We start from the raw sequence: 25,184 nt of genomic DNA on the forward strand, positions 1-25,184 counted from the left end.
GCGTTATGGCTCCGGCGGCGCAAACCAGGCGGATTTAAAATCAAACCAGCCCAGGGTGTTCATCCGCAGGCCGCGCATGCTGCGCTGGCCCTGGATCAGCAGCCAGTGGTGAATCAACGGTACGATCGTCTGCCCGGCCAGTAATTCCTGACACCAGGCGGCCAGATCCATTTCTCCTGCCCGCCACCGTGCGGCGTCCTGCTGCCAGTCCCGGTTGATACAGTGCTGAATCAGGGGCACTTCGTACAGGTGAGAAAAGAGCGAGAAATCAAGCGGCAGCGTAAAGTTTGCGCTGTTGAGCCAGATATCGCTGATGACGTCTCCGCGATGCCATTCATCATAATCGACTTCCTGTATCGCCAGCGTCACGCCTTCGGCTGCCAGCAGCGTGCTCATGATCCTTGCGATAAACCTGTGCTCAATGTGATCGCGATAGTAGCTGAGGGTGATGGTCTCCAGTCCGGCAGGTTTTTCACTGCGCACTGGCTGCGCATGGTGCCAGCGCGGAAGCAGGCCATAGGCCGGGAACCACCAGGTCTGGTATTGCTCCTCTGCGTGATAAATCAGGTTAGCAGGGGCAAGAATATGGCTGATCCACCTGCGTACGTCGTGGTTTGCCCCGCGATGGCTGCGGCTATCAAAGAGCAAGTAGTAGCAGCCCTCCTCCAGGCGGCTTTCGAACGCCTTTTCACCGGCTGTTGGCCCTTCCAGGGTCAGGCCTGCGCTCAGCTCTTCGTTGAGATCCGGTAACACCCAGACGTTCACTTCGTCGATCAACGCCCTGTAGCCAAAGTAATCATCAAAGGCGCGGATCTTCAGCTGATTACTGTTGTTTCGTGTAACGGAGTAGGGGCCCGTACCAATCGGCTGGCTGGAAAAATTGTTCAGGGAGCGCCACTCGGCAGGCAGGATCATTGAGGGGACGTAGCCCAGAAGCCACGGAAGCCATTTGTCCGGCTGCGATAGCTCAATATCCAGCGTCCAGGCCGTTGGGGAGTGGATCCGCGAGATATGCGAATAGAGCGGCAGCGTGCGGGCTCGCTCTAAGGAATCGATAACGTCGCGCATCTCCAGCTCGCGTCCATGGTGGAAATGAATGCCGGGGCGTAAGAAAAAGCGCCAGTGGCGCGGGGAAAGCTGTTGCCAGTGGTGCGCGATATCCGCCTCCAGTTCCCCGTTTTCCTCATTTATTCGCGTCAGGCCGCTGAAGATTTGTCGGGCCATGTGGGTTTCAGAACGCCGTAACGCCGTGCCGGGCAACAGATTTTTCATCGGACGGTAGTAGAGCACCCGCAGAATGTGTCGGCCCTGACGAAAACTGCGTCCGAGATGGGAGACCAGCATTTGGCGCACGGCGGCCTTGTCGCCCACCAGCTGGACCAGCTGATCGATACGGTCCTGCTCCAGCAGATCCTCCGCCCGCTGTTGCTGTAGCGCCAGGCCGGTATAAAGGAAAGTCAGGCGCGAGCGCTTGCCGCGTCCGGCTTCAGCCTCCCAGTTTAGCCAGCCCTGCTGCTGCATGGTGTTGAGGAGGGTACGCATATGACGCCGGGAGCAGTTGAGGAGTTCAGCCAGCTCGTTCAGCGTGGTCTCCTGCGATTGCCCCTCGCAGCACTGCCAGAGGCGGATAAATTGTTGTTGCAGACGACCAGAAGGCATAAAAGGGGAACTCCTGACAAAAAATCAGCAATTTATTAATCCCTATATTAAGCCAATAATCCTTATCGATGAAGCGAGGAGGTAAATTATGAAGAGGTCTACCGCACGTCAGTTTTATCAGCACTATTTTTCAGCGACAAAGGGAGTGTCCTGGCTGGCCCGCCAGTGCGCAGAGCAGCGGCTGAGAATACTGGAAGATCTGATGCAGTGGGACGTTACGAAACCGACCTCTTCTCGCTAACTCGCCTCGATCATGTGTGACTGAGTATTGGTGCTAATCACCCGCCAGCAAAATGTTTTTTGCTGGCTTTTTTCGTTTACTATTTCACCCAATTTCGATTCGCTTTCATAAGGACTTGCGCATGCTCTGGTTGATGACGATGGGGCGACGCCTGAATGGCGTGTACGCCGCTTTTATGCTGGTGGCCTTCATGATGGGCGTAGCCGGCGCGCTACAGGCGCCGACGCTGAGCCTGTTTCTCAGCCGCGAGGTGGGGGCGCAGCCGTTTTGGGTGGGCCTGTTCTACACCGTCAACGCCATTGCCGGGATCCTCGTCAGCCTGTGGCTGGCGAAACGATCCGACAGCCAGGGCGATCGCCGCAAGCTGATCCTCTTTTGTTGCGCAATGGCCGTGGGCAACGCGCTGCTGTTTGCCTTCAACCGCCATTACCTGACGCTCATTACCTGCGGCGTGCTGCTGGCCTCTCTGGCGAACACCGCCATGCCGCAGCTCTTCGCCCTGGCACGGGAGTACGCCGACAACTCGGCGAGGGAAGTGGTGATGTTCAGCTCGGTGATGCGTGCGCAGCTCTCTCTCGCGTGGGTCATCGGTCCCCCGCTGGCGTTCATGCTGGCGCTGAACTACGGCTTCACCACCATGTTTTCCATCGCGGCGGGGATTTTTGTCATCAGCCTGGCGCTGATAGCCTTTGCGCTGCCATCGGTGGCGCGCGTAGAGCAGGTGACGGACAAGCCCATCACGCAGGTGAGCGGCTGGCAGGATAAAAACGTCCGCATGTTGTTTATCGCCTCCACGCTGATGTGGACCTGTAACACCATGTACATCATCGATATGCCGCTGTGGATCAGCAGCGATCTGGGCTTACCGGACAAGCTCGCGGGGATCTTAATGGGCACCGCTGCCGGGCTGGAAATTCCGGCGATGATTCTGGCGGGTTACTACGTCAAACGTTTCGGAAAGCGTCGGATGATGGTTGTCGCCGTGGCGGCTGGGGTGGTGTTCTACGCGGGGCTGATCCTGTTCCATTCGCGTGAAGCTTTGCTGACGTTACAGCTGTTTAACGCGGTATTTATCGGCATCGTTGCCGGGATCGGCATGCTCTGGTTCCAGGATCTTATGCCCGGACGCGCAGGCTCTGCGACCACGCTTTTTACCAACAGTATTTCGACCGGAGTGATCCTGGCGGGGGTGATTCAGGGGGCGCTGGCGCAAAGTTACGGGCATGGCTCAGTTTACTGGGTGATTGCCGCGATTTCGGTGGTTACGCTTGGGCTGACTTGCCGGGTTAAGGATGTCTGATTTTGGAAGGCGGCTTTACGAAACAAATCAATGGCCCGCTTTTTGCGGGCCATTGTCTTTAGCCCATAAACGCAGGCTGTTTTTTCTCGTACGCGGAGATGGCGTCTTCGTGCTGGAGAGTTAAACCAATGCTGTCCAGACCGTTCAGCATGCAGTGGCGACGGAAGGCATCAATGCTGAAGCTGTAGGTTTTATCCCCGGCTTTCACCACCTCCCCTTCCAGATCCACTTCAAACGACATGCCCGGATTTGCCTTAACCAGCGCGAACAATTCATCGACCTGTTCGTCACTCAGCGTCACCGGCAGCAGCTGGTTGTTAAAGCTGTTGCCGTAGAAGATATCCGCGAAGCTTGGGGCGATAACCACCTTAAAGCCGTAGTCGGTCAATGCCCATGGCGCATGTTCACGCGACGATCCGCAGCCAAAGTTTTCCCGCGCCAGCAAAATGGAGGCGCCTTTGTATTCCGGAAAGTTCAGGACGAATTCCGGGTTTGGCACTTCGCCTTTATCGTCGAGGAAGCGCCAGTCGTTGAACAGATGCGCACCAAAACCCGTGCGCGTCACTTTCTGCAAAAACTGCTTAGGAATGATCGCGTCAGTATCGACGTTAGCGGCATCCAGCGGGACAACACGGCCCGTATGTTGGGTAAATTTCTCTGCCATGATTGTCTCCTTATTTCAGGCTGCGAATATCGGCGAAATGACCGGTGACTGCCGCAGCGGCGGCCATTGCCGGGCTGACCAGGTGGGTGCGCCCACCGCGGCCCTGACGGCCTTCAAAGTTACGGTTGCTGGTGGAGGCACATCGCTCGCCCGGATTCAGGCGGTCGTTGTTCATCGCCAGACACATGGAGCAGCCGGGCAGGCGCCATTCGAAGCCTGCTTCGATAAAGATCTTATCCAGACCCTCCGCTTCCGCCTGGGCTTTCACCGGACCGGAGCCCGGCACAACCAGCGCCTGCACGCCCGGCGCCACTTTGCGGCCTTTAGCAATTTCTGCCGCAGCGCGTAAATCTTCAATACGGGAGTTGGTACAGGAGCCGATGAACACTTTATCAATGCTCACGTCGGTCAGCGGTACGCCGGGTTTCAGCCCCATATAGGCCAGCGCCTTTTCCGCACTGGCGCGCTCGACCGGATCGGCGAAGGAAGCCGGGTCAGGAATGCTGTCGTTGACAGAAATCACCTGGCCCGGGTTGGTGCCCCAGGTGACCTGCGGGGCGATCTCTTCCGCCTGTAACGTCACAACGGTATCAAAAATTGCCCCCTCGTCCGTTTTCAGGGTTTTCCAGTACGCTACCGCGTCGTCAAAATTCTGACCTTTCGGCGCATGCAGACGCCCCTTCACATAGTTGAAGGTGGTTTCGTCTGGGGCCACCAGTCCTGCTTTGGCGCCCATCTCAATGGCCATGTTGCACAGGGTCATACGACCTTCCATACTCAGCGCCTGGATAGCATCTCCGCAGAACTCAACGACGTGACCGGTGCCGCCTGCACTGCCGGTTTTGCCGATAATCGCCAGCACGATATCTTTCGCGGTGATACCCGGCGCGGCTTTCCCCTTCACTTCAATCTTCATGGTTTTGGCGCGGCCCTGCTTCAGGGTCTGCGTCGCCAGAACGTGTTCAACTTCAGAGGTCCCAATCCCGAACGCCAGCGCGCCAAATGCGCCGTGGGTTGCGGTATGGGAGTCGCCGCAGACGATGGTCATGCCTGGCAGGGTAATCCCCTGCTCAGGCCCCATTACGTGGACGATACCCTGATAGGGGTGGTTCAGATCGTACAGCTCCACGCCAAACTCGTTACAGTTCTTAATCAGCTCCTGCATCTGGATACGCGCCATCTCGCCAGATGCATTGATGTCTTTGGTCTGGGTGGAAACGTTGTGATCCATCGTGGCAAAGGTTTTACCCGGCTGACGCACCGGGCGCTTGTGCGCGCGCAGGCCGTCAAATGCCTGAGGAGAGGTCACTTCATGTACCAGATGACGGTCGATGTACAACAGTGGGGTTTCGTTTGGTGCTTCGTAGACCACGTGCGCATCAAACAACTTCTCATATAACGTCTTAGCCATGATTACACCCCTTCAGCGACATAGCGGGCAATGATGTCGCCCATTTCATCGGTACTGACTGCCGCCGTGCCGCGTGCTAAATCACCGGTACGGACACCTTCTTCTAACGCCCGGTTAATGGCGTTTTCAATTGCGGTTGCTGCATCGCCTGCATCCAGGCTATAGCGCAGCAGCAGAGCCAGGGAGAGGATCTGCGCAATCGGGTTGGCGATATTTTTGCCTGCGATATCCGGCGCGGAGCCGCCCGCCGGTTCGTACAGGCCAAAGCCTTCTTCGTTCAGGCTGGCCGAGGGCAGCATACCCATGGAGCCGGTGATCATGGCGCATTCATCCGAGAGAATATCGCCGAACAGGTTGGAGCACAGCAGCACGTCAAACTGAGACGGATCTTTGATCAGCTGCATCGTTGCGTTGTCGATATACATATGCGACAGCGCAACGTCCGGGTACTGCTTAGCGACTTCACTGACGATTTCGCGCCACAAAATAGACGACTGGAGCACGTTTGCTTTATCAATAGAGGTTACTTTACGGCGGCGTTTGCGCGCTGACTCAAACGCGATATGGGCGATACGTTCGATTTCAAAACGGTGATAGACCTCGGTATCAAACGCTTTCTCATGCTGACCGCTGCCTTCGCGACCTTTTGGCTGACCGAAGTAGATGCCGCCGGTCAACTCACGCACGCACAGGATGTCGAAACCGTTGGCCGCGATATCCGCGCGCAGCGGGCAAAACTCTTCCAGCCCCGGGTACAGTTTCGCCGGACGCAGGTTGCTGAACAGTTTGAAGTGCTTACGCAACGGCAGCAGCGCACCGCGCTCTGGCTGCTCTGCTGGCGGCAGGTGTTCCCATTTTGGGCCGCCCACGGAGCCAAAAAGAACGGCATCGGCATTTTCGCAGCCTTCTACAGTCCCTTTCGGCAGGGGAGTACCGTGATTATCAATCGCAATACCGCCCACGTCGTAGTGGCTGGTGGTAATTTTCATCGCAAAACGCGAACGAACAGCTTCCAGTACTTTCAGCGCCTGTGCCATCACTTCCGGGCCAATACCGTCACCCGGCAACACAGCAATATGGTAATTCTTCGACATCACACGGTTTCCTTGTTGTTCTCTTTATTCTGAGCTTTGCGTTGCAACTCTTTTTCGACTTCGGCGGCGCGCCAGATGTTGTTCAGGACATGCACCATCGCTTTCGCGGAGGATTCGACGATATCTGTCGCCAGACCCACACCGTGGAAGCGGCGACCGTTGTAGTTGACGACGATATCAACCTGGCCCAGGGCGTCTTTACCGTGCCCTTTTGCCGTCAGGTCGTATTTCACCAGCTCTACGTCGTACTCAGTGACGCGGTTAATCGCCTGGTAAATGGCATCCACAGGGCCGTTACCGTTGGCGGCTTCCGCTTTAATTTCATCGCCGCAGGCCAGCTTGACGGAGGCGGTAGCGATATCGCTTGAGCCTGACTGAACGGTGAAGTAGTCCAGACGGAAGTGTTCTGGCTCTTCCTGCTGTTTATTGATGAATGCCAGTGCTTCCAGGTCGTAATCGAAGACCTGGCCTTTCTTGTCAGCCAGCTTCAGGAATGCGTCGTACAGCTGATCCATGTTGTAATCGCTGTCCTTATAACCCATCTCTTCCATACGGTGTTTTACCGCCGCGCGGCCAGAGCGCGAGGTCAGGTTCAACTGAACCTGGTTCAGACCGATGGATTCCGGAGTCATGATTTCGTAGTTTTCACGGTTCTTCAGCACGCCATCCTGGTGAATACCGGAGGAGTGGGCGAACGCGCCAGCCCCAACAATCGCCTTGTTCGCCGGGATCGGCATGTTGCAAATCTGGCTCACGGTCTGGCTGGTGCGCCAGATCTCGTTGTGATTGATGCGGGTGTGCACGTTCATAATGTCTTTGCGCACCTTGATCGCCATGATCACTTCTTCCAGCGAGCAGTTGCCCGCGCGTTCACCGATACCGTTCATCGCGCCTTCTACCTGACGCGCGCCGGCGTGGACGGCTGCGATGGCATTGCCCACGGCCAGGCCCAAATCGTCATGGGTATGCACGGAGATGATGGCTTTATCAATATTTGGCACGCGATCGTACAGGCCGGTGATGATGTTGGAGAACTCAAACGGCATGGTGTAGCCGACGGTATCCGGGATGTTGATAGTTCTGGCTCCGGCATTAATCGCGGCTTCCACTACCCGGGCCAAATCGTCAATCGGCGTGCGGCCTGCATCTTCACAGGAGAATTCGACGTCATCAGTGTAGTTACGCGCGCGTTTGACCATATACACCGCACGTTCAATCACTTCATCCAGCGTACTGCGCAGCTTGGTCGCAATGTGCATGGGGGAGGTGGCAATGAATGTATGGATACGGAAGGCTTCTGCAACTTTCAGGGATTCCGCGGCCACATCAATATCTTTCTCTACGCAGCGAGCCAGACCGCACACGCGGCTGTTTTTGATGGTGCGGGCGATGGTCTGCACTGACTCGAAATCACCTGGCGAGGAGACGGGAAAGCCGACTTCCATTACGTCTACACCCATGCGTTCGAGGGCCAGAGCAATTTGCAGTTTTTCTTTAACACTCAGGCTCGCCTGTAATGCCTGTTCACCGTCACGTAAAGTAGTATCGAAAATAACGACTTGCTGGCTCATGGGTTAGGTCCTTGTCAGTCTTAGGGCGCCTTGCTACGAGCATAAAAAAACCCGCGCAGTGGCGCGGGTTTTTAGTTTTACTGAAGACGATTCAACGCTGAATTTCGCCCGCCAGTCTACCGCGCACAGTGGATGCGTTTAGTAGTAGTAGACCGGTGAAACGAAGGGTGCGAATCATGAATCGTGCTCCAGGTGAATGCGATATGCTTTTAGTGGTACTGGATACGCCAACTCATGTCAACCCCTCTCAGGCAAAACGGCCACTTAGCACAGGATAAACACATTAGCTAATTGTGCTGGTTTTTGCATGTCTAACCGATTTTATTGTCTATTATTGGACTGGCGATTCATCTCTGGAATAATTTGAATATAATTGGTAGCAATTAAACATACTATTTTTACCAATGTGCTGTGAAATGGAATCTGTTTCATATCATTGATTTATAAATTACATGAATGATTTGCGGGTGAGTAAGTTATCAAAATTGATATCATTTTGTTAATGAAAATGCGATGTATGCCATTAATAGTTTAATAACACTTAAGTCATTATTAATGAGTGCGTTGATTGTGCATTTGTCTGTTATATGGTTTCATGCCCACATTAAAGTTTGAGATATCTTTTGAACGATTTTTAGCTCTTCATTTATGGGATGCGTAAAGTCGCTCGTTGAATGGGGTTTCTTTATATATTCCGAATTTTAAATAATTTCCTTTCGCTTGTTGTATATGCATGGTAAATCATATTTTTCGAAGTTATTACTGTACCTTGGCAAAGGGAATTTAGCGTGACGGTGGAGTCAGAAATGCCAGAAAATAATATTAACCAACCACAGACTTATGATGGGGTTAAGCCTCAGTTGCGCACAGTGGATCTCAATCTGTTAACTGTATTTGATGCAGTTATGCAGGAGCAGAATATTACGCGAGCAGCGCAATCTCTGGGAATGTCTCAACCTGCCGTGAGTAATGCCGTAGCCAGACTTAAGGTGATGTTTAACGACGAGTTATTCGTCCGCTATGGAAGAGGTATCCAGCCCACGGCGCGTGCATTCCAGCTATTCGGTTCGATTCGTCAGGCGCTACAGCTGGTACAAAATGAGCTTCCCGGCTCGGGTTTTGAACCCTTAAGCAGTGAACGGGTTTTCCATCTCTGTGTTTGCAGTCCGTTAGACAATTATTTGACGTCTGTTATATATAATAAAGTTGAACAGATTGCTCCTAATATTCATCTCGTTTTTAAATCATCATTAAATCAAAATACTGAGCACCAGCTTCGTTATCAGGAAACGGAGTTCGTTCTGGGCTATGAAGAGTTTCGCCGTCCAGAGTTTGCCTGTGTTCCGTTGTTTAAAGATGAAATGGTGTTAGTCGCCAGCAAAAAACATCCCCGTATGAATTCTCCGCTGCGTGAAAGCGATGTTTACAGCGAGCAGCATGCCGTGGTTGCTCTGGACAGATATGCCTCATTTAGTCTGCCGTGGTATGACACTGCCGATAAACAAGCCAGCGTGGCCTATCAGGGAATGGCGATGGTCAGCGTATTGAATGTCGTTTCTCAGACGCAGCTAGTCGCTATTGCACCGCGCTGGCTTGCTGAAGAGTTCTCCGATTCGCTGAGCCTGCAAATTTTACCTCTGCCGCTCAAGCTGAATAGCCGTACCTGTTATCTTTCCTGGCATGAAGCGGCGGGGCGGGATAAAGGGCATCAATGGATGGAAGAGCTGCTGATCAATATTTGTCGTCGATAAGACAGGGTGAATAAACCGCATGGTGCCATGCGGTTTATTCTGTGTTTTTTTATGCAAGCAATATTTTGTTCTGTTCGCATTTTTTCAGACACTCAGGGAGGCTTAAAAATAGATGATTTCCTGATCCATCCTCTTTTTAAGAGATGAATTATTAGCGTCTCCCCTCATAGCAGATGAATTCACCATATTCGTGTCTGACAGCTGTTTTTTCTGCTTTTATTGCCCATTCCCGCATTCCGTTTGCTAATTGCCTGGCTCATAACGAGCGGTTAAGGTATCCATCACTCTGCACTTTATAAGATGGGTTTACCCTGTCAGAAGACGGCGCGGAAATGAATTCTGTTGACCGTCTATAACAAAAGCCTGGAGGCAAAGCATGGAGATGTTGTCTGGCGCGGAAATGGTCGTCCGATCGCTTATCGATCAGGGCGTGAAGCAAGTGTTCGGCTATCCTGGAGGTGCGGTTCTTGATATTTATGACGCGCTGCACACGGTAGGCGGTATTGATCATGTTCTGGTTCGTCATGAACAGGCTGCTGTGCATATGGCAGACGGCCTGGCCCGCGCCACGGGCGAGGTGGGTGTTGTGCTCGTCACTTCCGGACCGGGGGCGACCAATGCCATTACCGGCATTGCGACTGCGTATATGGACTCCATTCCCCTGGTCATTCTCTCCGGACAGGTGGCGACGTCACTGATTGGCTATGATGCGTTTCAGGAATGCGACATGGTGGGGATCTCACGCCCCGTGGTGAAGCACAGCTTTCTGGTTAAACAAACGGAAGACATCCCGGGCGTACTGAAAAAAGCCTTCTGGCTGGCCGCCAGCGGTCGTCCTGGGCCAGTGGTTGTCGATCTGCCGAAAGATATTCTCAATCCCGCGAATAAACTGCCTTACCTGTGGCCTGAGTCGGTGAGCATGCGTTCATATAATCCGACGACGCAAGGGCACAAAGGCCAGATTAAGCGTGCGCTGCAAACGCTGCTGGCTGCGAAAAAGCCCGTAGTCTATGTGGGGGGCGGCGCCGTCAATGCAGCCTGTGAAACGCAACTACGCGAACTGATTGAGAAGCTGAATCTTCCTGTCGCGTCATCGCTGATGGGGCTGGGGGCATTCCCGGCTACCCACCGTCAGGCGCTGGGCATGCTGGGTATGCACGGCACCTATGAAGCCAATATGACGATGCACCATTCTGATGTGATTTTTGCCGTCGGCGTGCGTTTTGACGATCGCACCACCAATAATCTGGCGAAATACTGTCCGCATGCGACGGTGCTGCACATTGATATCGATCCGACTTCAATCTCTAAAACGGTGCCGGCGGATGTGCCGATCGTGGGGGACGCACGACAGGTGCTGGATCAAATGTTGGATCTGCTGGCGCAGGAGACCGCGTCTCAACCGCTGGACGAGATCCGCGACTGGTGGCAGCAAATCGAACAGTGGCGTGGCCGTCAGTGCCTTAAGTACGACACACAGAGTGAGAACATCAAGCCGCAGGCGGTGATCGAGACGATCTGGCGTCTGACCAATGGCGATGCGTATGTCACTTCTGACGTGGGCCAACATCAGATGTTCGCTGCGCTGTATTACCCGTTTGATAAACCGCGTCGCTGGATCAACTCTGGCGGGCTCGGCACGATGGGCTTTGGTCTGCCCGCCGCGCTGGGGGTGAAGCTGGCGTTGCCAAACGAAACGGTGATCTGCGTGACGGGTGATGGCAGCATACAGATGAATATTCAGGAGCTTTCTACTGCGCTGCAATATGAGTTGCCAGTGCTGGTGCTGAACCTGAATAACGGTTACCTCGGTATGGTAAAGCAGTGGCAGGATATGATTTATTCTGGCCGTCACTCTCAGTCTTATATGAAGTCACTTCCGGACTTTGTCCGCCTGGCTGAAGCCTATGGTCATATTGGCATGCGGGTAACCGATCCGTCAGAGCTGGAAGCGAAGCTCGGCGAAGCGCTTGAGCACGTTAAAAACAATCGCCTCGTCTTCATGGACGTCATCGTCGACGGCACAGAGCACGTTTATCCGATGCATATCCGTGGCGGCGGTATGGATGAAATGTGGTTAAGCAAAACGGAGAGAACCTGATATGCGCCGGATATTATCTGTATTACTGGAAAATGAGTCGGGCGCACTGTCACGCGTCATTGGGCTTTTTGCGCAGCGCGGCTATAACATTGAAAGCCTGACCGTTGCGCCGACCGATGATCCAACGCTCTCCCGCATGACGATCCAGACTGTCGGCGATGCGAAAGTGCTTGAGCAGATCGAAAAACAGTTGCACAAACTGGTGGACGTGTTGCGCGTCAGCGAGCTGGGGCAGGGGGCTTACGTCGAACGTGAAGTGATGCTGGTGAAAATTCAGGCCAGCGGTTACGGTCGTGAAGAGGTCAAGCGCAACACGGATATCTTCCGTGGGCAGATCATCGACGTCACGCCTTCTATATATACTGTGCAGCTTGCCGGAACGAGCGATAAGCTGGATGCGTTCCTGGCCTCCGTCAGGGATGTAGCAAAAATTGTTGAAGTTGCGCGCTCTGGCGTTGTTGGCCTCTCGCGCGGCGATAAAATCATGCGTTAGTTGCGCAAAAGGTTCGCCTCTTTCAGCCCGGTAGCCAAAGCCGGGCTTTTTTTTGCGTAATCCACCGACAACGCGGACAAAAGCGGTTGCCGTGAAAGCTATTCTGCGTTTAGATGTTAAAATATTTAACCATAACCTTGACAGGGCCATGGACTTTTTTCTTTTTTTGAGGGGCAATTGTGAAACTGGATGAAATCGCCCGGCTCGCCGGCGTGTCGAGAACCACGGCCAGCTATGTGATTAACGGTAAAGCAAAGCAGTATCGTGTCAGCGATAAGACCGTTGAGAAAGTGATGGCAGTCGTTCGTGAGCATAATTACCATCCGAATGCTGTCGCCGCAGGTTTACGTGCCGGGCGCACCCGCTCGATTGGCCTGGTGATCCCGGACCTGGAAAATACCAGCTATACCCGCATCGCCAACTATCTGGAACGTCAGGCTCGTCAGCGGGGCTATCAGCTGTTGATTGCCTGCTCCGAGGATCAGCCTGACAACGAGATGCGCTGCATTGAGCATCTGCTGCAACGTCAGGTTGACGCCATCATCGTGTCGACCTCTTTACCACCAGAGCATCCTTTCTATCAGCGCTGGGCAAACGATCCGTTCCCGATTGTGGCGCTGGATCGTGCGCTGGATCGTGAACATTTCACCAGTGTCGTAGGTGCCGATCAGGACGATGCAGAAATGCTGGCTGCCGAGCTGCGTACCTTCCCGGCTGAAACGGTGCTGTATCTTGGCGCTTTGCCTGAACTTTCCGTAAGCTTCCTGCGTGAACAAGGGTTCCGTACGGCATGGAAAGACGATCCGCGTGACGTTCATTATCTGTATGCCAACAGCTATGAGCGTGAAGCGGCTGCCCAGCTGTTCGAGAAATGGCTGGAAACGCACCCGATGCCGCAGGCGTTGTTTACCACCTCGTTTGCCCTGTTGCAGGGGGTGATGGATGTGACGTTACGTCGCGATGGCAAACTGCCATCCGATCTGGCGATTGCGACCTTCGGCGATAACGAACTGCTCGACTTCCTGCAATGTCCGGTGCTGGCCGTGGCCCAGCGTCACCGCGACGTCGCCGAGCGCGTGCTTGAGATTGTTCTGGCAAGCCTGGATGAACCCCGCAAACCGAAACCCGGGCTTACGCGCATCAAACGTAATCTCTATCGGCGCGGAATTTTGAGCCGCCATTAATATTTCCACAGGGGCGGTAAAACTGCCCCTTTTGAAGCGCATTTATTGCAGGAAATAATTCCCGGATAAAAATTAGGATTTATCTCTAAGATTCATAGCCTGCTATTATTTTGAATCCATTTTGACGTTAAAAAGTGCAATTATAATTTCTAACGGGCATTTCTTTGTATTGTTTTGTTACAAACAGGTGCCAGCCGATGAATATTCAGCCATTTTTTACTCCCCCCTTCAGACCTCAACGCACACGAACGAATCCATCTGGCTTTGAGGTTAATCTGGCGCTGTTATCCCCCGGCGATATGCCTTAAAATGCTGCCCGCGTCGCAAACTGACACTTTATATTTCCCTGCGATGATATTGAGTGAGTCTTTACGCTCGTGTGCATATTCTGTTTTTTTCTTACAAATATTCATAACGTTAATTTTGCCTCGCCAGTTGTGTAGTAATTAGCCAGGTCACGCTTGCTCTGTAAATACGGTGCTTTCGCGCCGGTATAGAGAGAGTCCTGGCTTGACAAGCTTTTCCCTCGCTCCGTAAACTCCTTCAGGTGGGAATTTGTGGGTTAAAGTGGTGAGGAGGGGTGAGACTGGCATGTTCCGTGGAGCAACGTTAGTCAATCTCGACAGCAAAGGGCGTTTATCGGTACCAACCCGATACCGCGACCAGCTGATTGAGAACGCTTCGGGTCAACTGGTTTGCACCATTGACATCAACTCCCCATGCCTGCTGCTTTACCCTTTGCCTGAATGGGAAATCATTGAGCAAAAGCTGTCGCGACTGTCGAGCATGAACCCGCAGGAACGCCGCGTACAGCGGCTGTTATTGGGACATGCCAGTGAATGTCAGATGGATAGCGCCGGGCGATTATTGATTGCGCCTGTGTTGCGGCAACATGCCGGTCTGACTAAAGAAGTGATGCTGGTCGGACAGTTCAACAAGTTTGAACTGTGGGACGAAACGACCTGGTATCAACAGGTCAAGGAAGATATCGACGCTGAGCAGTCTGATTCCGAAACATTATCGGAACGGCTGCGGGACTTGTCTCTATAAATATGATGGAAAATTATAAACATACAACGGTGCTGCTGGATGAGGCCGTTAACGGCCTGAATATTCGTCCAGACGGCATCTATATTGATGGCACTTTTGGTCGCGGTGGTCACTCGCGTTTGATCCTCTCTCAGCTTGGAGCGGAAGGACGCCTGCTGGCAATTGACCGCGATCCGCAGGCGATTGCCGTTGCGCAAACCATCGATGATCCTCGCTTTTCCATCGTGCATGGACCTTTCTCTGCGCTTGCGGATTATGTCGCTGAGCGCGGCCTGACCGGCAAGATCGACGGGATTCTCCTCGATCTTGGAGTCTCTTCACCACAGCTTGATGATGCAGAACGCGGTTTTTCCTTTATGCGTGATGGACCGCTGGATATGCGTATGGACCCTACTCGCGGCCAATCTGCCGCTGAATGGTTACAAACTGCTGACGAAGCGGATATTGCCTGGGTAATCAAAACCTTCGGCGAAGAACGCTTTGGCAAACGTATTGCCCGCGCCATCGTGGAGCGCAACCGCGTTGAGCCAATGACTCGTACCAAAGAACTGGCAGAAGTCATCGCGGCGGCAACGCCGGTGAAGGACAAGCACAAACATCCTGCGACCCGTACCTTCCAGGCGGTTCGTATCTGGGTAAACAGTGAACTGGAGGAAATAGAGCTGGCGCTAAAAAGCTCGCTCGACGTGCTGGCCCCGGGTGGGCGGTTATCCATCATCAGTTTCCATTCGCTGGAAGATCGCATCGTAAAACGCTTCATGCGTGAACAGAGCCGCGGTCCTCAGGTTCCGGCGGGGCTGCCGATGACGGAAGAACAACTCAGAAAGCTGGGCGGCCGTCAGTTGCGAGCATTAGGCAAGTTGATGCCGGGCGAAGAAGAGGTGGCAGAGAATCCACGTGCCCGTAGTTCAGTGCTGCGTATTGCAGAGAGGACGAACGCATGATCAGCAGAGTGACAGAGACCCTAAGCAAAGTTAAGGGATCGTTAGGAAGCAACGAGCGCCATGCCTTGCCTGGCGTGATCGGCGACGATCTTTTGCGGTTTGGGAAGCTGCCACTCTGCTTGTTCATTTGCATCATTGTGACGGCAGTCATGGTGGTCACCACCGCTCACCATACCCGTTTATTAACTGCGCAGCGCGAACAGATGGTACTGGAACGCGATGCGCTGGATATTGAATGGCGAAATCTGATCCTTGAAGAAAACGCGCTCGGCGATCACAGCCGGGTTGAACGGATCGCAACGGAAAAACTGCAATTACAGCATGTTGATCCTTCGCAGGAAAATATCGTAGTACAAAAATAAGGGAAAACGCGACGCATGAAAGCAGCGGCAAAAACGCTAAAACCAAAACGCCAGGAAGAACAGGCCAACTTTGTCAGTTGGCGTTTTGCGTTGCTTTGCGGCTGCATTTTACTGGCGCTGGGTTTCCTGCTGGGACGCGTGGCGTGGCTACAAATCATCGCGCCTGACATGCTGGTGCGCCAGGGTGATATGCGTTCTCTGCGCGTGCAGGAAGTTTCTACCTCTCGTGGGATGATCACCGACCGCTCCGGCCGCCCGCTGGCGGTGAGCGTGCCGGTGAAGGCGATCTGGGCCGATCCGAAAGAGCTGCACGACGCAGGCGGGATCACCCTTGATAACCGCTGGAAGGCGCTCTCAGACGCGTTGAAAATGCCGCTGGATCAGCTGGCGTCACGCGTTAACGCCAACCCGAAAGGGCGCTTCATCTATCTTGCTCGTCAGGTGAACCCTGACATGGCTGACTACATTAAGAAACTGAAGCTGCCGGGCATTCATCTGCGGGAAGAATCCCGCCGTTACTATCCTTCCGGCGAAGTCACCGCGCACCTGATTGGCTTTACCAACGTGGATAGCCAGGGGATTGAGGGCGTTGAAAAAAGCTTCGACAAGTGGCTTACCGGCCAGCCTGGCGAGCGAATCGTGCGTAAAGACCGCTATGGTCGCGTCATTGAAGACATTTCCTCGACAGACAGCCAGGCCGCGCACAACCTGGCCCTGAGTATTGATGAACGCTTGCAGGCGCTGGTCTATCGTGAGCTGAACAACGCCGTCGCGTTTAACAAGGCGGAATCGGGCAGCGCCGTGCTGGTGGATGTGGCGACAGGTGAAGTGCTGGCGATGGCCAGTAGCCCCTCATACAACCCGAATAATTTTGCCGGTACAGCAAAAGATGCAATGCGTAACCGCTCCATCACCGATGTGTTTGAACCCGGTTCGACAGTAAAACCCATGGTGGTGATGACGGCTCTACAGCGAGGCATCGTCAACGAAAATACCGTTCTGAATACGATCCCTTATCGAATTAACGGTCACGAAATCAAAGACGTGGCACGTTACAGCGAACTGACCCTGACCGGGGTCTTACAGAAGTCGAGTAACGTCGGTGTGTCAAAACTGGCGTTAGCGATGCCGTCCTCAGCGTTAGTAGATACTTACTCACGTTTTGGGCTGGGAAAGGCGACCAATTTGGGGTTGGTCGGAGAACGCAGTGGCTTATATCCTCAAAAACAACGGTGGTCTGACATAGAGAGGGCCACCTTCTCTTTCGGCTACGGGCTAATGGTAACTCCCTTACAGTTAGCGCGAGTCTACGCAACGATTGGCAGCTATGGCATTTATCGTCCGCTGTCGATCACCAAAGTTGATCCACCGGTTCCGGGGGAACGTGTTTTCCCGGAATCTATCGTTCGTACCGTCGTGCATATGATGGAAAGCGTCGCGTTACCTGGCGGTGGCGGCGTGAAGGCCGCAATTAAGGGCTATCGTATCGCCATTAAAACCGGTACAGCGAAAAAAGTGGGGCCGGACGGCCGCTATATCAACAAATACATTGCCTATACCGCAGGCGTAGCGCCTGCAAGCAATCCGCGTTTTGCACTGGTGGTCGTCATCAACGATCCGCAGGCGGGTAAATACTACGGCGGCGCCGTCTCCGCGCCTGTGTTCGGGGCTATTATGGGCGGCGTGTTGCGCACCATGAACATTGAACCGGATGCGCTGGCGACGGGCGAAAAAAGTGAATTTGTAATTAATCAAGGCGAGGGAACAGGTGGCAGATCGTAATTTGCGCGACCTTCTTGCTCCGTGGGTGCCTATGCTACCTGCGCGAGCACTGCGAGAGATGGTACTGGACAGCCGCGTAGCGGCTTCTGGCGATCTTTTTGTGGCAGTGGTGGGTCATCAGGCGGACGGGCGTCGTTATATCCCGCAGGCGATTGCGCAAGGTGTTGCTGCCATTATTGCTGAGGCCAAAGATGAGGCAACAGACGGTGAGATCCGTGAAATGCACGGCGTGCCGGTCATCTATCTCAGCCAGCTGAATGAGCGTCTCTCCGCGCTGGCAGGACGTTTTTACAACGAACCTTCCGACCAGTTAAAGCTGGTTGGCGTGACAGGAACCAACGGAAAAACCACCACCACTCAGCTGATGGCGCAGTGGGCGCAGCTGCTGGGCGAAACCGGTGCCGTCATGGGCACGGTGGGGAACGGTCTTCTGGGCAAAGTAAGCCCGACGGAAAACACTACAGGCTCGGCGGTTGACGTGCAGCGTGTGCTGGCGGGCCTCGCTGAGCAGGGGGCGACCTTCGCTGCGATGGAAGTCTCTTCCCATGGTCTGGTACAACATCGCGTGGCGGCCCTGAAATTTGCTGCCTCTGTCTTTACTAACCTGAGCCGCGATCACCTTGATTATCATGGTGATATGGAGCACTACGAAGCGGCGAAATGGCTGCTTTATTCCACTCACCACCACGGGCAGGCGATCATTAACGCCGACGACGAAGTCGGTCGCCGCTGGCTGGAAAAACTGCCAGATGCGGTGGCGGTGTCGATGGAAGATCGCATTAATCCGAACTGCCGCGGCCGCTGGCTGAAGGCGGGCGAGGTGAACTACCACGATAGTGGGGCGACGATCCGCTTCGCTTCCACCTGGGGCGAAGGTGAAATTGAAAGCCGCCTGATGGGGGCCTTTAACGTCAGTAACCTGCTGCTGGCGCTGGCGACGCTGCTGGCGCTGGGTTACCCGATGGCGGATCTGCTGAAAACGGCTGAGCGTTTGCAACCGGTCTGCGGCCGCATGGAAGTGTTTAGCGCGCCGGGCAAGCCGACGGTGGTTGTGGATTACGCCCACACGCCGGATGCGCTGGAAAAAGCGCTGGAAGCGGCGCGTCTGCACTGCGCTGGCAAGCTCTGGTGCGTGTTTGGCTGCGGTGGCGATCGCGACAAGGGCAAACGTCCGCTGATGGGCGCCATCGCTGAGCAGTTCGCGGATATTCCCGTGGTAACCGATGACAACCCGCGTACCGAAGAGCCGCGGGCCATTATCAACGACATTCTGGCGGGCATGCTGGATGCGGGACGTGCGCGCGTGGTCGAAGGCCGTGCGGAGGCCGTGACTAACGCCATTATGCAGGCGCAGGAGAACGATGTGGTTCTGCTGGCCGGTAAAGGTCATGAAGATTATCAGATTGTCGGCAATCGTCGTCTGGATTACTCCGACCGCGTGACGGCAGCGCGTCTGCTGGGAGTGGTGGCATGATTAGCATTACGTTAAGCCAGGCCGCTGCGGTATTGCAGGGGATGCTGCATGGTCAGGATCTGACCATCGAGGCTGTAACCACCGACACCCGTAAGGTGACGGCGGGCTGCCTGTTTGTGGCGTTGAAGGGTGAACGTTTTGACGCCCACGATTTTGCGCAACAGGCTAAAGATAACGGCGCGGGCGCGCTGCTGGTCAGTGGTAAGCTCGATATCGATTTGCCGCAGATTGTGGTGAAAGATACGCGCCTGGCGTTTGGCGAGCTGGCGGCATGGGTTCGCCAGCAGGTGCCAACACGCGTCGTGGCACTGACGGGCTCGTCGGGCAAAACCTCCGTTAAAGAGATGACGGCGGCGATCCTTAGCCAGTGCGGTAACACGCTTTATACGGCGGGCAACCTTAATAATGACATCGGTGTGCCGATGACGCTGCTGCGCCTGACCCACGAGCATGAATATGCGGTGATTGAGTTAGGGGCTAACCATCAGGGCGAAATCGCCTGGACCGTGAGCCTGACCCGTCCGGAAGCGGCGCTGGTGAATAACCTGGCGGCGGCACATCTTGAAGGTTTTGGTTCTCTGGCCGGTGTGGCGAAAGCGAAAGGTGAAATTTATACCGGCCTGCCGGATGACGGCATCGCCATTATGAATGCCGATAACAACGACTGGCTGAACTGGCAGAGCATCATTGGTTCACGTAAAACCTGGCGCTTCTCACCGAATGCGGCAAACAGTGATTTTTCGGCGACCAACATTCATGTGACGTCACACGGCACCGAGTTCACCCTCACAACCCCAACGGGCGACATCGACGTGCTGCTGCCCCTGCCGGGTCGTCATAACATCGCCAATGCGCTTGCTGCGGCAGCGCTCTCAATGGCGGTAGGTGCCTCACACGCGGCGATCAAAGCAGGTCTGGCAAATTTAAAAGCCGTGCCGGGGCGTCTGTTCCCGATCCAGCTGGCTGAAAACAAACTCCTGCTGGATGACTCCTACAACGCTAACGTTGGCTCAATGACGGCGGCCGTACAGGTCTTGTCTGAAATGCCGGGCTATCGCGTGATGGTTGTAGGCGATATGGCCGAGCTGGGTGATGAAAGCGAAGCCTGCCATGTTCAGGTGGGTGAAGCGGCGAAAGCCGCCGGGCTTGACCGCGTATTGAGCGCAGGCCCGCTGAGCAAGGCCATTTCCGATGCCAGTGAAGTTGGCGAACATTTTGCCGATAAATCTGCACTGATCGAACGCCTGAAGGCATTGATTACAGAAAAACAGATTGTGACTGTTTTAGTTAAAGGTTCACGTAGTGCCGCCATGGAAGAGGTTGTGCACGCATTACAGGAGAACGGGACATGTTAGTTTGGCTGGCCGAACATTTGGTCAAATATTACTCAGGCTTTAACGTCTTTTCCTATCTGACGTTTCGTGCCATCGTCAGCCTGCTGACTGCGCTGTTCATCTCGCTGTGGATGGGCCCGCGCATGATTGCCCGTCTGCAAAAACTCTCTTTCGGCCAGGTTGTGCGCAACGACGGTCCGGAATCGCACTTCAGCAAGCGGGGTACGCCGACCATGGGCGGGATCATGATCCTGACCGCGATTGTGGTGTCCGTGCTGCTGTGGGCGTATCCGTCTAACCCCTACGTCTGGTGCGTGTTGACCGTTCTGGTTGGCTACGGGATCATCGGTTTTGTTGATGACTACCGCAAAGTCGTACGCAAAGACACCAAAGGTTTGATCGCCCGCTGGAAGTATTTCTGGATGTCGGTGATTGCGCTGGGCGTGGCCTTTGCCCTTTACCTGGCAGGAAAAGACACCCCGGCTACCGAGCTGGTGGTGCCGTTCTTCAAAGACGTGATGCCGCAGCTGGGGCTGTTCTACATTTTGCTGGCTTACTTTGTGATCGTCGGTACCGGCAACGCCGTCAACCTGACCGATGGTCTGGATGGCCTGGCCATCATGCCAACCGTGTTTGTCGCGGGCGGTTTTGCGCTGGTAGCCTGGGCGACCGGTAACATGAACTTTGCAAATTACCTGCACATTCCGTACCTGCGACACGCGGGGGAACTGGTGATCGTCTGTACGGCGATTGTCGGGGCGGGGCTGGGCTTCCTGTGGTTCAACACCTATCCGGCGCAGGTCTTTATGGGCGACGTCGGTTCACTGGCGCTGGGCGGCGCACTGGGGATTATCGCCGTGCTGCTGCGTCAGGAGTTCCTGCTGGTAATCATGGGCGGTGTGTTTGTGGTTGAGACGCTGTCGGTGATTTTGCAGGTCGGTTCCTTCAAACTGCGCGGTCAGCGCATCTTCCGTATGGCACCGATTCACCACCACTATGAACTGAAAGGCTGGCCGGAGCCGCGCGTCATTGTGCGCTTCTGGATTATTTCGCTGATGCTGGTGCTGATTGGCCTGGCAACGCTGAAGGTACGTTAATCATGGCAGATTACCAGGGCAAAAAAGTCGTTATCATCGGGTTGGGCCTCACCGGCCTCTCCTGCGTGGACTTTTTCCTTGCGCGTGGCGTGACGCCGCGCGTGATGGATACGCGCGTCTCTCCGCCGGGTCTGGACAAGCTGCCGGAGCAGGTTGAACGCCACCTGGGTGGTCTGAATGATGAGTGGCTGCTGGCCGCCGATCTGATTGTTGCCAGCCCCGGTATGGCGCTGGCGCATCCTTCCCTGAGCGCCGCCGCGGATGCAGGCGTTGAGATTGTCGGCGATATCGAACTGTTCTGCCGGGAGGCGCAGGCGCCGATCGTCGCCATTACCGGTTCAAACGGTAAAAGCACCGTCACCACGCTGGTGGGGGAAATGGCGAAGGCGGCGGGCAAAAATGTCGGCGTGGGCGGTAACATTGGTCTGCCCGCTCTGATGCTGCTTGATAAAGGGTGCGAGCTGTTCGTCCTTGAGCTTTCCAGCTTCCAGCTGGAAACCACTTCAAGCCTGCATGCGGCGGCGGCGACGATCCTAAACGTCACCGAAGATCATATGGACAGATACCCGTTCGGCTTGCAGCAATACCGTGCGGCCAAACTGCGCGTTTATGAAAATGCCAAAGTTTGCGTGGTGAATGCCGATGATGCACTCACCATGCCGGTGCGCGGCGCAGACGATCGCTGCATTAGCTTTGGTATTAATATGGGTGACTATCACCTTAACCGTCAGCAGGGCGAAACCTGGCTGCGGGTGAAAGGTGAGAAGGTGCTGAACGTGAAAGAGATGATGCTCTCCGGCCAGCATAACTACACCAATGCCCTGGCGGCGCTGGCGCTGGCGGATGCCGTTGGCCTGCCGCGATCTTCAAGCCTGAAGGCGCTGACCACCTTTACCGGCCTGGCGCACCGGTTCCAGCTTGCGCTGGAGCACAACGGCGTACGCTGGATTAACGATTCCAAAGCGACCAACGTGGGTAGCACCGAGGCGGCATTGAACGGTCTGCACGTTGATGGCACGCTGCACCTGCTGCTGGGCGGCGACGGTAAATCGGCTGACTTCTCCTCGCTGAAGCAGTACCTCAACGGTGATAACGTGCGCCTGTATTGCTTTGGCCGCGATGGTAGCGAGCTGGCGGCGTTGCGTCCTGAGGTCGCCGAGCAAACCGAGACCATGGAGCAGGCGATGCGTCTTATCGCCCCACGCGTGAAGCCCGGCGATATGGTGCTGCTCTCACCAGCCTGTGCCAGCCTCGATCAATTCAAGAATTTCGAACAGCGGGGTGATGTCTTTACCCGCCTGGCGAAGGAGTTAGGCTGATGCGTTTATCTCTCCCTCGCCTGAAAATGCCGCGCCTGCCAGGATTTGGTATCCTGGTATGGCTGTTTACGGCGCTGAAAGGCTGGGTGATGGCTTCACGGGATAAAGATTCCGACAGCCTGATCATGTACGACCGCACGCTGTTCTGGCTCACGCTGGGGCTGGCGGCGATCGGCTTTATTATGGTCACCTCGGCGTCAATGCCTGTCGGACAGCGTCTGGCAAACGACCCCTTCCTGTTTGCCAAGCGTGACGGGCTGTACATCATTCTCGCGTTCTGCCTGGCAATGATCACCTTACGCCTGCCGATGTCGTTCTGGCAGCGGCACAGTACGGCCATGCTCATCGCCTCAATCATTATGCTGTTGATCGTGCTGGTTGTCGGGAGCTCCGTTAACGGGGCATCACGCTGGATTGCCTTTGGCCCACTGCGTATTCAGCCGGCGGAGTTCACCAAACTGTCGTTGTTCTGCTACCTGGCTAACTACCTGGTGCGTAAAGTTGACGAAGTTCGTAACAACCTTCGCGGCTTCTTAAAACCGATGGGCGTGATTTTGGTCCTCGCGATCCTGCTGCTGGCGCAGCCCGACCTCGGTACGGTAGTCGTACTGTTTGTTACTACGCTGGCGATGCTGTTCCTGGCGGGCGCAAAACTGTGGCAGTTCATTGCCATCATCGGGATGGGGATTTCGGCGGTGGTGCTGCTGATCCTCGCCGAACCCTACCGTATCCGCCGTGTGACCTCGTTCTGGAACCCATGGGAAGATCCGTTCGGCAGCGGTTACCAGCTGACGCAGTCGCTGATGGCGTTTGGCCGCGGCGAAGTCTGGGGCCAAGGCCTGGGCAACTCGGTGCAAAAACTGGAGTATTTACCGGAGGCGCACACCGACTTCATCTTCTCCATTATTGGGGAAGAACTGGGTTATATCGGTGTGGTATTGGCGCTATTAATGGTATTCTTCGTCGCTTTCCGCGCCATGTCGATTGGCCGGAAAGCGCTGGAGATCGATCACCGCTTCTCCGGTTTCCTGGCCTGCTCAATTGGTATCTGGTTTAGCTTCCAGGCACTGGTAAACGTTGGGGCGGCAGCGGGTATGTTGCCGACTAAAGGTCTGACGTTACCGTTGATCAGTTATGGTGGTTCGAGTCTGTTGATCATGTCGACGGCCATCATGTTTTTGTTACGCATAGATTATGAAACGCGTCTGGAGAAAGCTCAGGCGTTTACACGAGGTTCACGATGAATCAACCTAAGCGGTTAATGGTGATGGCAGGCGGTACCGGTGGACACGTGTTCCCGGGGCTGGCGGTTGCGCACCATTTAATGGAACAGGGCTGGCAGGTACGCTGGCTGGGAACCGCAGACCGCATGGAAGCCGACCTGGTACCTAAGCACGGTATCGAGATCGACTTTATTCGTATTTCCGGCCTTCGTGGCAAAGGGATCAAGGCGCTGCTGCTGGCGCCGGTGCGCATTTTCAATGCCTGGCGTCAGGCGCGCGCCATCATGAAGCGCTTTAAGCCTGACGTCGTTCTGGGCATGGGCGGTTACGTTTCCGGCCCTGGCGGACTGGCGGCGTGGTCATTAGGGATCCCCGTTGTTCTGCATGAGCAGAACGGTATTGCCGGTTTGACCAACAAATGGCTGGCAAAAATCGCCACCAAAGTTATGCAGGCCTTCCCCGGGGCATTCCCGAAAGCGGATGTCGTAGGGAATCCGGTACGTGTGGACGTGCTGGCGCTGCCGCTGCCAGATACGCGTCTGGCGGGTCGTGAAGGGCCGGTGCGGGTGCTGGTCGTCGGCGGTTCCCAGGGCGCGCGTATTTTAAACCAGACGATGCCGCAGGTTGCGGCAAAACTGGGTGATGCAGTGACCATCTGGCACCAGAGCGGGAAGGGCGCTCAGCAGACCGTTGAGCAGGCCTACGCGCAGGAAGGTCAGCCGCAGCATAAAGTAACTGAATTTATTGATGATATGGCCGCAGCCTATGCATGGGCCGATGTCGTGGTCTGTCGCTCGGGCGCGCTGACGGTGAGCGAAATCGCCGCCGCCGGTTTACCGGCGCTGTTTGTGCCGTTCCAGCACAAAGACCGACAGCAGTACTGGAATGCGCTGCCGCTTGAAAAAGCGGGTGCCGCGAAGATTTTTGAGCAGCCACAATTTACCGCTGATGCGGTCGCCACTACCCTGGCGGGCTGGAACCGGGATGTATTACTGGAGATGGCGCAACGCGCACGCGCGACCGCTATCCCGGATGCAACGGAACGGGTGGCAAAAGAAGTGAGCCTGGCAGCCCAGGCATAATTCTCGCAGCGCGTGTTGCGCTGCACGATTTTTTTGAAGTAGTCGATG

22 protein-coding genes are annotated in these 25,184 nt (G+C 55.0%); 16 read left to right on the forward strand and 6 right to left on the reverse strand.

From position 1 onward, the window contains the following. Positions 1-3 precede the first annotated feature (3 nt). Entirely contained in the window at positions 4-1,659 is a 1,656-nt protein-coding gene (gene sgrR, locus O1724_RS03885) for an HTH-type transcriptional regulator SgrR (RefSeq protein ID WP_045335533.1), read from the reverse strand. 88 nt (positions 1,660-1,747) lie between these two features. On the opposite strand from sgrR, the gene sgrT reads away from it, so the two are divergent. Both sgrT and O1724_RS03895 read left to right on the forward strand, forming a co-directional pair. Beyond that, on the forward strand, positions 1,748-1,900 hold the full coding sequence (gene sgrT, locus O1724_RS03890; protein ID WP_003856388.1) for a glucose uptake inhibitor SgrT: 153 nt from the start codon (positions 1,748-1,750) through the stop codon (positions 1,898-1,900). 121 nt (positions 1,901-2,021) lie between these two features. Further along, the gene (locus O1724_RS03895) at positions 2,022-3,200 is read left to right on the forward strand and encodes a sugar efflux transporter (protein WP_003856386.1); all 1,179 of its coding nucleotides are present in this window, start codon (positions 2,022-2,024) and stop codon (positions 3,198-3,200) included. Between the two features lie 58 nt (positions 3,201-3,258). Here O1724_RS03895 and leuD read toward each other — a convergent pair whose 3' ends face one another. The 5 genes from leuD to leuL all read right to left on the reverse strand — a co-directional run bounded on the left by leuD (position 3,259) and on the right by leuL (position 8,118). Next, complete coding sequence (gene leuD / locus O1724_RS03900) at positions 3,259-3,864, reverse strand: 3-isopropylmalate dehydratase small subunit (RefSeq protein ID WP_023324149.1); 606 nt, start codon at positions 3,862-3,864, stop codon at positions 3,259-3,261. A gap of 10 nt (positions 3,865-3,874) precedes the next feature. Continuing rightward, complete coding sequence (gene leuC / locus O1724_RS03905) at positions 3,875-5,275, reverse strand: 3-isopropylmalate dehydratase large subunit (RefSeq protein WP_003856382.1); 1,401 nt, start codon at positions 5,273-5,275, stop codon at positions 3,875-3,877. Between the two features lie 2 nt (positions 5,276-5,277). Continuing rightward, positions 5,278-6,369: a 3-isopropylmalate dehydrogenase gene (gene leuB, locus O1724_RS03910; RefSeq protein WP_003856380.1), complete on the reverse strand. Its 1,092-nt coding sequence runs from the start codon at positions 6,367-6,369 to the stop codon at positions 5,278-5,280. Further along, complete coding sequence (leuA, locus tag O1724_RS03915; protein ID WP_023315385.1) at positions 6,369-7,940, reverse strand: 2-isopropylmalate synthase; 1,572 nt, start codon at positions 7,938-7,940, stop codon at positions 6,369-6,371. The genes leuB and leuA overlap by 1 nt, the downstream gene beginning before the upstream one ends. A gap of 91 nt (positions 7,941-8,031) precedes the next feature. Continuing rightward, positions 8,032-8,118 (reverse strand): leu operon leader peptide, encoded by an 87-nt coding sequence (gene leuL / locus O1724_RS03920; protein ID WP_057979999.1) that lies wholly within the window; start codon positions 8,116-8,118, stop codon positions 8,032-8,034. Positions 8,119-8,746: 628 nt separating this feature from the next. Here leuL and leuO point away from each other — a divergent pair. The 14 genes from leuO (at position 8,747) to murG (ending at position 25,136) form a co-directional block, all read left to right on the forward strand. Continuing rightward, positions 8,747-9,691: a transcriptional regulator LeuO gene (leuO, locus tag O1724_RS03925; protein WP_022650390.1), complete on the forward strand. Its 945-nt coding sequence runs from the start codon at positions 8,747-8,749 to the stop codon at positions 9,689-9,691. A gap of 376 nt (positions 9,692-10,067) precedes the next feature. After that, positions 10,068-11,792, forward strand: coding sequence for an acetolactate synthase 3 large subunit (gene ilvI, locus O1724_RS03930; RefSeq protein ID WP_003856373.1), 1,725 nt, complete (start codon positions 10,068-10,070; stop codon positions 11,790-11,792). A 1-nt stretch (position 11,793) separates the two neighbouring features. Beyond that, entirely contained in the window at positions 11,794-12,285 is a 492-nt protein-coding gene (gene ilvN, locus O1724_RS03935; protein WP_003856371.1) for an acetolactate synthase small subunit, read from the forward strand. Between the two features lie 179 nt (positions 12,286-12,464). Beyond that, positions 12,465-13,469, forward strand: coding sequence for a catabolite repressor/activator (gene cra / locus O1724_RS03940; protein ID WP_003856369.1), 1,005 nt, complete (start codon positions 12,465-12,467; stop codon positions 13,467-13,469). A 591-nt stretch (positions 13,470-14,060) separates the two neighbouring features. Continuing rightward, on the forward strand, positions 14,061-14,519 hold the full coding sequence (gene mraZ / locus O1724_RS03945; protein WP_003856368.1) for a division/cell wall cluster transcriptional repressor MraZ: 459 nt from the start codon (positions 14,061-14,063) through the stop codon (positions 14,517-14,519). 2 nt (positions 14,520-14,521) lie between these two features. Continuing rightward, a complete protein-coding gene (rsmH, locus tag O1724_RS03950) occupies positions 14,522-15,463 on the forward strand; it encodes a 16S rRNA (cytosine(1402)-N(4))-methyltransferase RsmH (protein WP_003856366.1) in 942 nt (313 codons plus the stop codon). Then, on the forward strand, positions 15,460-15,825 hold the full coding sequence (gene ftsL, locus O1724_RS03955) for a cell division protein FtsL (RefSeq protein ID WP_003856363.1): 366 nt from the start codon (positions 15,460-15,462) through the stop codon (positions 15,823-15,825). Before rsmH ends, ftsL begins: the two co-directional genes overlap by 4 nt. A 15-nt stretch (positions 15,826-15,840) precedes the next feature. Beyond that, positions 15,841-17,607, forward strand: coding sequence for a peptidoglycan glycosyltransferase FtsI (gene ftsI, locus O1724_RS03960; protein WP_003856361.1), 1,767 nt, complete (start codon positions 15,841-15,843; stop codon positions 17,605-17,607). After that, positions 17,594-19,081 (forward strand): UDP-N-acetylmuramoyl-L-alanyl-D-glutamate--2,6-diaminopimelate ligase, encoded by a 1,488-nt coding sequence (gene murE / locus O1724_RS03965; protein WP_063944555.1) that lies wholly within the window; start codon positions 17,594-17,596, stop codon positions 19,079-19,081. The genes ftsI and murE overlap by 14 nt, the downstream gene beginning before the upstream one ends. After that, positions 19,078-20,436: a UDP-N-acetylmuramoyl-tripeptide--D-alanyl-D-alanine ligase gene (murF, locus tag O1724_RS03970; RefSeq protein ID WP_063944554.1), complete on the forward strand. Its 1,359-nt coding sequence runs from the start codon at positions 19,078-19,080 to the stop codon at positions 20,434-20,436. Before murE ends, murF begins: the two co-directional genes overlap by 4 nt. Next, positions 20,430-21,512, forward strand: a complete 1,083-nt coding sequence (gene mraY, locus O1724_RS03975; protein ID WP_003856353.1) for a phospho-N-acetylmuramoyl-pentapeptide-transferase — start codon at positions 20,430-20,432, stop codon at positions 21,510-21,512. The genes murF and mraY overlap by 7 nt, the downstream gene beginning before the upstream one ends. Before the next feature lie 2 nt (positions 21,513-21,514). Then, positions 21,515-22,831 (forward strand): UDP-N-acetylmuramoyl-L-alanine--D-glutamate ligase, encoded by a 1,317-nt coding sequence (murD, locus tag O1724_RS03980; protein WP_023315390.1) that lies wholly within the window; start codon positions 21,515-21,517, stop codon positions 22,829-22,831. Then, positions 22,831-24,075, forward strand: a complete 1,245-nt coding sequence (gene ftsW / locus O1724_RS03985) for a cell division protein FtsW (RefSeq protein WP_006810115.1) — start codon at positions 22,831-22,833, stop codon at positions 24,073-24,075. The genes murD and ftsW overlap by 1 nt, the downstream gene beginning before the upstream one ends. After that, on the forward strand, positions 24,072-25,136 hold the full coding sequence (murG, locus tag O1724_RS03990; RefSeq protein WP_022650395.1) for an undecaprenyldiphospho-muramoylpentapeptide beta-N-acetylglucosaminyltransferase: 1,065 nt from the start codon (positions 24,072-24,074) through the stop codon (positions 25,134-25,136). Before ftsW ends, murG begins: the two co-directional genes overlap by 4 nt. The last annotated feature ends 48 nt before the right edge of the window (positions 25,137-25,184 follow it).

The organism is Enterobacter cloacae complex sp. HYC074_NIDB (genome assembly GCF_056673345.1).